Source organism: Sphingobium sp. SG1 (assembly GCF_057063145.1).
The window spans coordinates 1-2,102 of sequence record NZ_JBVVOJ010000055.1; the positions used below are offsets into that span (position 1 = coordinate 1).

A 2,102-nucleotide genomic window follows, 5' to 3' on the forward strand; every position below is an offset into this window, starting at 1 on the left:
ACTATGCAGCCAGAGAGACCCTCGATATGGTTGCATGACTCAATTCAAAATGCCTCCGGGAAAGCCGGGGTGGTTCAGAGCCCGATCTTCTCGAGTGCCGATGCTACCTCAGGATCCAAGGCTTGGTCGGATTTGGGCGTCAGGCGGTTTAGCGCAGTATGCAGCCGCTGTTGTGCGACCTGCAATGTCTTATGTCGCACCTCCCGCGCCACGTTGGTTCGCCACGATCGGCTCTCGCCCAGCAGAACTGCCCATTTTGCCTCCTCTGCCGCTAGGATCGACAGCGCCAACCGTAAACCATCTCGGCGGCCATGCGCGTAATCCTGTTCCATGACCACCACCTTGCATATTTCACATTCGGTGCATCGGTAACGCGTGCCAACGAATGGCTGAGCGATACACTGTTGCCAAGTTATCGGTATTTTGCACCATTTCCTGCGACACCTTGAACAGCTTTCACAACGCCGTACCCAACGGCGGCCAGCAGACCGACCTTTACCACCGTACCGACAATTCGAGGCATGAAATAGCCGATGACGGCTCCCTTCGCGCCGCTGTCGCCGTCCTGCTGGTCCAGCTTGGATCCTACGAGCGCACCGATGATTCCCGTGATCATAACTTGTTCCCTTGTTGAGACCAGAGGAGCGCACGACACCGGTTGAGGTTCCGCTGTTATCGTCTGATCCTTATGTTGGGCAGCATCCACCTAAGCGAACTAGCCGGGAATTTTGCGGATATATTTGGGTATAGCGGACCGGCAGCACTTAGAGAGCCGGAACTGAGTGCTGAGTTAGCGACAATGCGCAGCTTGTTGTAGAGCCGCTTTACCGGCCCGCTATCGCATCGCGAACACTCTGGGCGAGGCATCAAACTGACAGGACCACCAGCAAGGCGGATTTAATTGCAATTTTGCAAAGGCGGCGCATCAATGCGTCCGCTATCGGCTATACGGACAGCCTGATCGAGATAGGCTATAAAGGTTTGCCACTTCGCGATGGCATCTTCCCCACCCGTTTTCGCCAACTCCCCTGCCTGACGAGCGACAATCAGTGGCGCGCGCATCGGCGCCTTGCCGCTCGAAGAGCATGGAGGCTCCCCAAGCGGCATGCTCCGGTTTTATTATTCAGCAGCAGCTACCTCGATGGCCCTCTTGGCACGCCCCTTGGGAGCAGCAGCCTTAGACGTTGCAGCCTTCTTGCCCTGGCCCGGCTTTCGCCCCAGGCCAATCTTGTGAGCAAGCTCCTTTCGCTGGGCAGCATAATTGGGTGCGGTCATCGGATAATCGGAAGGAAGGCCCCACTTGGCGCGATAATCGTCTGGAGTCATCTGGTAATGGGTCATCAGATGGCGCTTCAGCATCTTCAGCTTCCTGCCATCTTCAAGACAGACGATGTAATCCGCCTTCACAGACGAACGAATGGAAACGGCGGGCAGCAACGGTTCCGGCGTCGGCTCAGCAGGGACAGACAGTCCCGCAAGCGCGCGATGCACGTTAGCGATAAGGTTGGATACGTCACCGACCGATACCGAATTATTGCTAACATGCGCAGCAACAATATCGGCGGTGAGCGTGATCATAAGCTCGTTGTTATCGGCCTGCTCATTCATTTCTATGCGTCCCGTTTAGATTTATCGGAATGCTCTATCTATGATCATCTATTCTGAATGTCACCCTAGTACCGATGAATTTTTGAAAGATATCATCAATATGAGATGGATTGTTGTGGTTCTCTTTTTGTAACTTCTGGCAAGCTGGCTAACGCCCCCGATAAGGCTCGCAGCCTATGCCATCACCGTCCCTATCCAGATGAGGGCCATACCCTGGCTGACCAGCATAAACAGGTGCAGCCCCATCCGCTCTTGCTTGGGTGCATCTGCGACAGGACCAGGAAGATCGGCTATCAGTTGAAGCGGTAAACCGCCTTTCCGGGTCGGTCCTGCCGTCAGGCGACGATGACTGCTGATCACCCACATCGGCAGCACTTATGTACGACTGAGAAGCTACCGAGCCCTGCGGTCGCCGAGTGATTTGCCCCCACCGAGTGGACCGATTGGTTTGTTAGTGCATTAAGCTCATCGCCGCCATATCCGGACGGAGGTGG

General features: G+C 55.4%; 5 protein-coding genes. All 5 read right to left on the reverse strand.

Features of this window, described 5'->3' with window-relative positions; genetic code table 11:
* Window positions 1–74: 74 nt before the first annotated feature.
* The 5 genes from AC0KVN_RS27475 to AC0KVN_RS27495 all read right to left on the reverse strand — a co-directional run bounded on the left by AC0KVN_RS27475 (window position 75) and on the right by AC0KVN_RS27495 (window position 1,972).
* Window positions 75–332 (reverse strand): hypothetical protein, encoded by a 258-nt coding sequence (locus AC0KVN_RS27475; protein WP_048939467.1) that lies wholly within the window; start codon window positions 330–332, stop codon window positions 75–77.
* Window positions 333–412: 80 nt separating this feature from the next.
* Window positions 413–616 carry a hypothetical protein gene (locus AC0KVN_RS27480; protein WP_072895714.1) on the reverse strand — a complete coding sequence of 68 codons (204 nt, stop codon included), beginning with the start codon at window positions 614–616 and terminating at the stop codon, window positions 413–415.
* 281 nt (window positions 617–897) lie between these two features.
* Complete coding sequence (locus AC0KVN_RS27485; RefSeq protein WP_483656811.1) at window positions 898–1,062, reverse strand: hypothetical protein; 165 nt, start codon at window positions 1,060–1,062, stop codon at window positions 898–900.
* A gap of 57 nt (window positions 1,063–1,119) precedes the next feature.
* On the reverse strand, window positions 1,120–1,608 hold the full coding sequence (locus AC0KVN_RS27490) for a Ros/MucR family transcriptional regulator (RefSeq protein ID WP_048939469.1): 489 nt from the start codon (window positions 1,606–1,608) through the stop codon (window positions 1,120–1,122).
* A 148-nt stretch (window positions 1,609–1,756) separates the two neighbouring features.
* Window positions 1,757–1,972: an excalibur calcium-binding domain-containing protein gene (locus AC0KVN_RS27495; protein ID WP_483656813.1), complete on the reverse strand. Its 216-nt coding sequence runs from the start codon at window positions 1,970–1,972 to the stop codon at window positions 1,757–1,759.
* Window positions 1,973–2,102 lie beyond the last annotated feature (130 nt).

Coding starts and splice junctions, on each gene's coding strand:
- AC0KVN_RS27475 (WP_048939467.1), bottom strand. CDS start 332: ATGGAACAGGATTACGCGCATGGCCGCCGAGATGGTTTACGGTTGGCG.
- AC0KVN_RS27480 (WP_072895714.1), bottom strand. CDS start 616: ATGATCACGGGAATCATCGGTGCGCTCGTAGGATCCAAGCTGGACCAG.
- AC0KVN_RS27485 (WP_483656811.1), bottom strand. CDS start 1,062: ATGCGCGCGCCACTGATTGTCGCTCGTCAGGCAGGGGAGTTGGCGAAA.
- AC0KVN_RS27490 (WP_048939469.1), bottom strand. CDS start 1,608: ATGAATGAGCAGGCCGATAACAACGAGCTTATGATCACGCTCACCGCC.